The sequence below is a fragment of the Pseudonocardia sp. KRD291 genome, assembly GCF_019263595.1.
GTDB lineage: Bacteria > Actinomycetota > Actinomycetes > Mycobacteriales > Pseudonocardiaceae > Pseudonocardia.
This window is the reverse complement of record NZ_JADQDD010000307.1, coordinates 1-6,950: the sequence shown is the minus strand read 5'-3', so window position 1 is coordinate 6,950 and position 6,950 is coordinate 1. Positions and strand designations below refer to the sequence as shown.

The 6,950-nt window shown below is 75.7% G+C and carries 5 protein-coding genes; 3 read left to right on the top strand and 2 right to left on the bottom strand.

Features of this window, described 5'->3' with window-relative positions; genetic code table 11:
* The first annotated feature begins 1,541 nt into the window (after positions 1-1,541).
* Positions 1,542-2,357, top strand: coding sequence for an ESX secretion-associated protein EspG (locus tag I4I78_RS27970; protein WP_218614493.1), 816 nt, complete (start codon positions 1,542-1,544; stop codon positions 2,355-2,357).
* Positions 2,358-2,429: 72 nt separating this feature from the next.
* Here the strand turns inward: I4I78_RS27970 and I4I78_RS27965 are convergent, their stop codons facing one another.
* Positions 2,430-3,836 (bottom strand): NAD(P)H-quinone dehydrogenase, encoded by a 1,407-nt coding sequence (locus tag I4I78_RS27965; RefSeq protein ID WP_218614492.1) that lies wholly within the window; start codon positions 3,834-3,836, stop codon positions 2,430-2,432.
* Positions 3,837-3,985: 149 nt separating this feature from the next.
* Between I4I78_RS27965 and I4I78_RS27960 the strand changes: the two genes are divergently transcribed.
* The gene (locus I4I78_RS27960; RefSeq protein ID WP_218614491.1) at positions 3,986-4,435 is read left to right on the top strand and encodes a gamma-glutamylcyclotransferase; all 450 of its coding nucleotides are present in this window, start codon (positions 3,986-3,988) and stop codon (positions 4,433-4,435) included.
* 84 nt (positions 4,436-4,519) lie between these two features.
* Here I4I78_RS27960 and I4I78_RS27955 read toward each other — a convergent pair whose 3' ends face one another.
* Positions 4,520-5,764: an amidohydrolase gene (locus I4I78_RS27955; RefSeq protein WP_218614490.1), complete on the bottom strand. Its 1,245-nt coding sequence runs from the start codon at positions 5,762-5,764 to the stop codon at positions 4,520-4,522.
* 321 nt (positions 5,765-6,085) lie between these two features.
* Between I4I78_RS27955 and I4I78_RS27950 the strand changes: the two genes are divergently transcribed.
* Positions 6,086-6,950: serine/threonine-protein kinase (locus I4I78_RS27950; RefSeq protein WP_308252404.1), on the top strand; the 865-nt coding region annotated here is incomplete at its 3' end.

The window sequence follows — 6,950 nt, the reverse complement described above, 5'->3', positions numbered from 1 at the left end:
CACGAGTGCCGGCAACGAAGCCCAGCGCGCGGTGGAGCTGATGCAGCGCTACACCGAGGACAGCCGCGCGGTCGGGGCGTCGTTCGCAGGATGGGACCCGCCGCCCGCCGTCGCCGTCCCCGTAGCCGTGGCCGTGGCCGCGGGTGCTGCGGACGCGACCGGGCCGGGGGTCGCCGTGGTCGTCGCCGTCCCGGGAGCGGACGCCGGTGCCGCGGCGCCGCAGCCCGGCGCCGGGACCCCGGGTGGCGTGGCAGGTGGAGTCGCGGCCGGGGGGATCGCGGCCGGGGCCACCGGCGCAGCGGCCGGGGCCGTGACCGGGCAGGCCGCCCCCGGCCCACGGCGCGGAACCCCTTCGGCCGTGGACGCCCGGTCCGGCACCGGCCCGGCGCGCCCGACCGCCCCGCCGGCCGGATCCGCACAGGGCGGCGCGGGAGGAGCCGGACCGAGTACGTCCGCCGCCCCCGCCGGGGTGGCGGCGTCCGGTGCGCCGGCGCCGGCGGCCGCAGGGCCGCCCGCGTCCGGACCACCTACATCTGCCCCGTCCACGACCGGGACGTCCACGACCGGGTCCCCGGCATCGGGACCGGTGACCTCGGGCCCCGCGCCGTCGGGCCCCGCCGGGCCGGGCACCGGGTCCGCGCCGGCCGGCGCGGGTGCAGGCGGTGCGGTTCCGAGCGGAGCGGCCCACCGGCCGCCGTCCGGGCGTCATCTGACCAGTGGGCAGCGCGCACCGTCCGGCCCCTCCGGAGGCACCGGAGCCGGACGGAACGCCGATCGGACGCGACGGTCCCCGGATGACCACGGGTCGACCTCCGAGCCGGCCGAGACCGGCTCCGCCGCCGGCACCACCCCGGACGCCCGTACGGCCCCGGGAACCGCCACACCGGGCGGCGCGGCCATCGACGGGCGGTCCGGGCACGACACCGGGACCCAGGGCCCGGGAACACAGGGGCCAGGCACACACGGGCCCGGCACACACGGACCAGGAACTCAGGCGCCGGGAACACAGGGCGTGGGCGCGGTCGGTACCGGCGGTCAGCACGCCGCCGCATCGCTCACCACCACGACACCCGGCGGGCACGCCCCCTCCGACGCGGGCGCGACACCCGGGCAGGGCCTGCCCGCCCGGCACGGCGTGAGCGCGGGGACCGCGCCGGGACAACTGCTGTCTCCCCCGGCGTTCACGGCGGGCGCCCCCGGCGAGAACGGGGTCATGCCGATGACCCCCGGGGCTGCGGCGCCGGGCGGCGGCCCGGCCCGGGTGTCGCGACCTCCGGCCTGGCGGGCGATGGTGGACCGCCACGCCGCCGATGCCGGAGTCCCGCCTGCCTCGACGGGCCCCGGCGGCCTCCGCCCGGAGGGTGCCGGACCCGGGTTCGCGCACGTCCGCCCGACCGTGTCGTCGCCCGGATGGGGAGACGCCGAGACGTCCGACCCGGACGGCCCCCGCCCGGACGGCCCAGGTCCGAGCATCACAGGCCCGGACATCACGGGCCCGGCGGCTCCGCCGGTCCTGCGCCCGGAGAACCCCTGGCGTCACCGTGGCTGAGCCGCTGACCGCGGCCGGGCCCGTCGTCGCGGCGGGCGCCCGGCACGTGCTGACCGACGTCGAGTTCGACGTGCTGTGGGACGAGCTGCGCCTGGGCCCCACCCCGGTCGTGCTGCGGCTGCCCTCGCCCGGGCGCACGCGTGCCGAACGGCACCGGATCACCGCGGACGGGCTGGCCGGCCTGCGCGAACGTGGACTGGCCGGGCCGGACGGCCCGGACCCGGAGCTGACGCGGCTGCTCGGCCTGCTCGCCGCCCCGCGACGCCAGCTGGAGCTGCGGGCCTGGCTCGGTCACCCGGTCCGGGCGAGCGCCGCCGAACGCGACGGCGACGGTGTGCTGGCCGTGCACCGCGACCGCACCGTCGTGCTCGGTGCGTGCGGGTCGCCCGCACTCGCCGTCGCCGGTGCCCTGCCGCCGCGCCCGGCCGGGCGCGGCGGCGCGGTCACCCTGCCCACGGCCGTGCTCGCCGAGGTCCTCACCGGTGGTCAGGGGTGCGACGTCGCCGCAACCCTGACCGATCTCGGGACCGACCCGCGCGAGGCCGCGACGGTGGCCGCGGTGCTGCGCGGGCCGGCGCATCGCGGGCAGGTCAGCGCCGTCGTGCACGACCGGTGGGGCAGCCCGCACCGCCCGGTCCGCCACCTCACGCTGCTCGACGCCCCGGACGGCCGGTACCGGCTCACCCGGAGCACCGCCGACGACGGCCGCGAGTGGTCGACGCTGGCCCCGGTCGACACCCGCCGCCTGCACGCCCTGCTCGGCGACCTCCTCGACACCGCGCAGGAGCAGGTCGACACGAGGCGGTGAGAGCGCGGAGGTGCGAGCGGCCTACTCCAGGTCCCGATCTACTCCGGGTTCCGATCTGCTCCAGGTCCCGATCTACTCCAGGTCGGAGTGCTGCATCAGCTGGCGTCCGGCCTCGGTGATCGAGCCGGACAGCGACGGGTACACCGAGAACGTGTGCGCCAGGTCGTCCACGCCGAGGCCGTTCTGCACGGCCATCGCGATCGGCAGGATCAGCTCGCTGGCCACCGGCGCCACCACCACGCCACCGATCACCACGCCGGAGGCGGGACGGCAGAACAGCTTCACGAACCCGCGGCGCAGGCCGCGCATCTTCGCCCGCGGGTTCGTCGAGAGCGGGAGCATGACCGTCCGCGCGGGCGTCTCGCCGGCGTCGATCGCGCGCTGGCTGATCCCGACGGTGGCGATCTCCGGGCGGGTGAACACGTTGCCCGCCACCGTGCGCAGCCGGATCGGGGCCACCCCCTCGCCCAGCGCGTGCCACATCGCGATCCGGCCCTGCATGGCCGCGACCGAGGCGAGCATCAGCACACCGGTGCAGTCCCCGGCCGCGTAGACCCCCGGCTGCGAGGTGCGCGAGACCCGGTCGACCGGGATGAACCCGCTGCGGTCGAGCTCGATCCCGACCTTGTCCAGACCGAGGTCACCGGTGTTGGGCACCGACCCGACCGTCATCAGGGCGTGCGAGCCGGTGACGGTGCGGCCGTCGGAGAGCGTGACCGTGACGCCGTCGCCGGTGTTGACCACGGAGTCGGCGCGCGAGTGCGGCAGGATCTCCACGCCGCGCTCGGCGAAGACCTCCTCCAGCACCGCGGCCGCGTCCTGGTCCTCCCCGGGCAGTACCCGGTCGCGGGAGGAGACCAGCGTCACCCGGCAGCCGAGCTCGACGTAGGCGGAGCAGAACTCCGCGCCGGTCACCCCCGACCCGACGACGACCAGGTGCTCGGGGAGCTCGGTGAGGTCGTAGAGCTGGCGCCAGTCCAGGACGCGGTCGCCGTCCGGGCGGGCGGAGTCGAGCACCCGCGGCGTCGCGCCGGTCGCGATCAGCACGTTGTCGGCGGTCAGCTCCTCGACGGTGCCGTCGGTGTGGGTGGCGGTGACGCCGTGCGCGCCGCGGGCCCCGGAGGGGCCGCTGAACTGGGCGGTGCCCGCGATGATCCGGACGCCTTCGTGCTCGACCCGCGTGCGCACGTCCGAGGACTGGGCCAGCGCCAGCGACTTCACCCGCTGGTTCACCGCCGGCAGGTCCACCATGCCGGAGGTGCTGCGGTCCACCAGGACCCCGAGGTCCTCGGCGCGGTGCAGGTCCACCCGGACCGCGGCCGAGGAGATGAACGTCTTGGACGGCACGCAGTCGTCGAGCACGCAGGCCCCGCCCATGCCGTCCCGCTCGACGACGGTGACCTCACTGCCGTGCTGTGCCGCGACGAGCGCGGCCTCGTACCCGGCCGGTCCGCCGCCCATGATCACGATGCGGGTCACGCGAGGTGTCTCCTCAGTCGATATGTGGTGGTGCCGGCGAGGGCCGTTCGCCGCCGGACTCGACGCGGTCACCGTACGCGTGTCCCGTCCGACCGGCCCGGACGAGGCGGGCCGCACACCCCGGGCGAACAACGACTACGCTGCGGGCCGTGCCTCTGTATGCCGCCTACGGGTCGAACATGGATCCGGCGCAGATGAAGGAGCGCGCTCCGCACTCGCCGATGGCCGGGACCGGTTGGCTCCAGGGCTGGCGGCTGACGTTCGGCGGCGAGGACTACACCTGGGAGGGCGCCCTCTCCACGGTCGTCGAGGAGTCGGGCTCGCAGGTCTTCGTCGTGCTCTACGACGTCCCGGAGCCGGACGAGGCCCAGCTCGACCGCTGGGAGGGTGGCGAGCTCGGCCTGCACAAGAAGCTGCGGCTGCGGGTCGCGACCCTGGACGGCAGCGCCCTGGCCTGGATCTACGTGCTCGACGCCTACGAGGGCGGCGAGCCCTCCGCGCGCTACCTCGGGGTGATCGCCGACGCGGCCGAGGCCGCGGGCGCGCCCGACGACTACGTCAACGAGCTGCGCAGCCGTCCCAGCCGCAAGTCCCGCTGACCCCGACACACCGACCCGCGGCACCGCGACACACGAACGGCCGGCCTCCCCGTCGAGGGGAGACCGGCCGTCGGTCGTTCGGGGTCAGCCGGCGTCGAGCGCGGTGAGCGCGGTCTGCACCAGCGTCCGGACCCCGAACGGGATCGCCCGCTCGTCCAGGTCGAACGTCGGCTGGTGGATGTCGCGCATCGGGCCGTCGCCCGGCCAGACACCGAGGCGCGCCATGGCGCCCGGAGCATGCTCCAGGTACCAGGCGAAGTCCTCGCCGCCGCTGGACTGCTCGGTGCCGGCCGCCGCGTCCTCGCCACCGATCAGGACCGCGGAGTCGCGCAGCATGGCGCTGGAGTCGGCGTCGTTGACCACCGGCGGGACACCGCGGATGTGGTCGAGCACGTAGCCGACGCCGGTCGGGGCCAGGACCGAGGCCACCAGCGAGCGGAGCGTCTCCTCCAGGCCGAGCCACGTGGCGTGGTCGGCGGTGCGCAGCGTGCCGCGGACCAGGCCGCTCTGCGGGATCGCGTTGGCCGCCTCGCCGGCGTGCACCGCGCCCCAGGTCATGACCGTGCCGGAGCGCGGGTCGACGTGCCGGGTCAGCAGCAGCGGGACCTGGGTGATCAGCAGGCCGAGGGCCTCCACCAGGTCCGCGGTCAGGTGCGGGCGCGAGGTGTGCCCGCCCGGCGAGGTGAGCCGGATCTCCAGCAGGTCGCACGCCGAGGTGATCGGGCCGACCCGGGTGCCGAGCCTGCCGACCTCCAGGCGCGGGTCGCAGTGCAGCGCGAACACCCGCTGCACGTCCTTCATCACGCCGTCCTCGACCATGTCGAGCGCGCCGCCGGGCTGGACCTCCTCGGCCGGCTGGAACAGCAGCCGCACCCGGCCCGGCAGCGACGGCGCCGAGGCGAGCGCGAGGCCCGCGCCGAGCAGCATCGCGGTGTGCGCGTCGTGCCCGCAGGCGTGCATGGCGCCCGGCACCGTGGAGGAGAACCCGAGACCGGTCTGCTCCTCCAGCGGCAGCGCGTCGATGTCCGCGCGCAGGGCCACCAGCGGCTCGCCGTGGCCGATGTCGCAGACCAGGCCGGTGCCCCCGGGAAGGGTCCGCGGCTCCAGGCCCGCCTTCATCAGGGTCTCCGAGATGCGGGCCGTCGTCAGGTGCTCGCGTCGGGCCAGCTCGGGCTGGGCGTGGATGGCGCGCCGCCAGCCGACGACCTCGCCGGAGTGCGCACGCATCCAGGACTCGAGCCACGCCGGACCGGTGCCGGCGCCGAGGTCGTCGACGGCTACGTCGGACACGGCCGGAACATCGGAGCGAGCCTGCAGCGCAGTCACCATGGCCTCCCGGAACACAGTCGGGACGCGCCGAGCCGGCGCGTCCGTCACAGACCATGGTGCTCACCCGTCCGGCGGTGTTCCACCCGAAATCGGCGTACTCGCGATATGCGCGGCGAGGGGTCGGCGGGATGCTGCGGACGGAGACACCCGCCGTGGTGAACGGTCGTCCCGGACCGCGACGAGCGGCCGTCCGCGCCGTTCGTCGTCGCGGGGTGACACTGTCGACGTTCACGGTGAGTCACGTTTGCGCACGTCAGGTAGTAACCCGGACCCGGGACGGTCCGTGCGGGGACGGCGGGCCCGCGATGGGACACTGAGGCCGTGTCGGTTCCCGGGGGTGAGGTCCAGCGTCAGATCGCCGGGCGTTATCGCGTCGACGGGCCGCTCGGCAGCGGCGCCATGGGCACCGTGTGGTCCGGCTTCGACGACGTGCTGCAGCGCCGGGTCGCGATCAAGGAGCTGAAGATCCCGGACGGGATGCCCTCCGGCGAGGAGGTCGAGCTCCGGGAACGCATGATGCGCGAGGCCCGCGCGCTGGCCGGGCTCAGCCATCCCAACGTCGTCACCGTCTTCGACGTGTTGGACTCCGGTGGCGAGCCGCTGGTGGTGATGGAGCTCGTCCCGTCGCGCGATCTGGCCTCCGCGATCGGCGAGCTGGGACGGCTGAACCGGGCCCAGGCGGCGGTCGTCGGGTTCGGCACGGCGGCGGCGCTGCGGGCGGCGCACCGGGCCGGCATCACGCACCGCGACGTCAAGCCCGGCAACGTCCTGATCTCCGACGACGGCCGGATCAAGCTCACCGACTTCGGCATCGCGCGCAACGAGTCGGACGCCCCGATGACCTCGGCCGGGCTCGTCCTGGGCTCCCCCGCCTACATCGCGCCCGAGGTCGCGGCCGGGCAGCCGGTGACGCCCGCGGCGGACCTGTGGGGCCTGGGTGCGACGTTGTTCGCCGCGATCGAGGGCCGCCCGCCCTACGACGTGAACGGCGACCCGGTCCAGACGATCACCGAGGTGGTCGACGGCGAGGTCCCCCGGCCGTCCGAGCCGGGCCCGGTCGCGGACGTGATCGCCGGGCTGATGGTCAAGGAGCCGGACGACCGGATGCCGCTCGACGAGGTGCGCGCGCGCCTGCGCCCGCTGCTCGCCGACCCGGACGACCCGATCTTCCCCGGCTCCCCGGACG